Origin of the sequence: Kitasatospora phosalacinea (assembly GCF_000716545.1) — a bacterium.
In the GTDB taxonomy this organism is placed as follows: domain Bacteria; phylum Actinomycetota; class Actinomycetes; order Streptomycetales; family Streptomycetaceae; genus Kitasatospora; species Kitasatospora phosalacinea.
On sequence record NZ_JNWZ01000214.1, the window covers coordinates 1 to 249 of the forward strand.

The following is a 249-nucleotide window of genomic DNA, read 5'->3' on the forward strand; positions in this document are numbered from 1 at the left end:
GTAGACGGTGGCGGACCCCTCGGGAGATGGTGCGCGGTCGGGAGGGGTGAGGCCGTCGATGACCTTGCCGGTGGTGACGATCTCGGCGAGGCGGGCCTCTGCCTCGGCGAGGGCGCTGGTGAGTTGGTCGATCTGTTCGCGCAGGTAGTTGGCGCGTGCGGCGCTCTCGTCGTGTTCGGCCTGCAGCAGCCGCAGGAGTTCGGTGACGTTCACGCGGCCAGCTCGACGTCGTCGCGCCAGGCGGGGCTG

Annotated in this window: 1 pseudogene; it reads right to left on the bottom strand. The window is 70.7% G+C overall.

Going from position 1 to position 249, the window contains the following annotated elements:
- A pseudogene (locus tag OO48_RS34205) lies at positions 1 to 213 on the bottom strand (hypothetical protein); the annotation flags it as partial.
- Positions 214 to 249 lie beyond the last annotated feature (36 nt).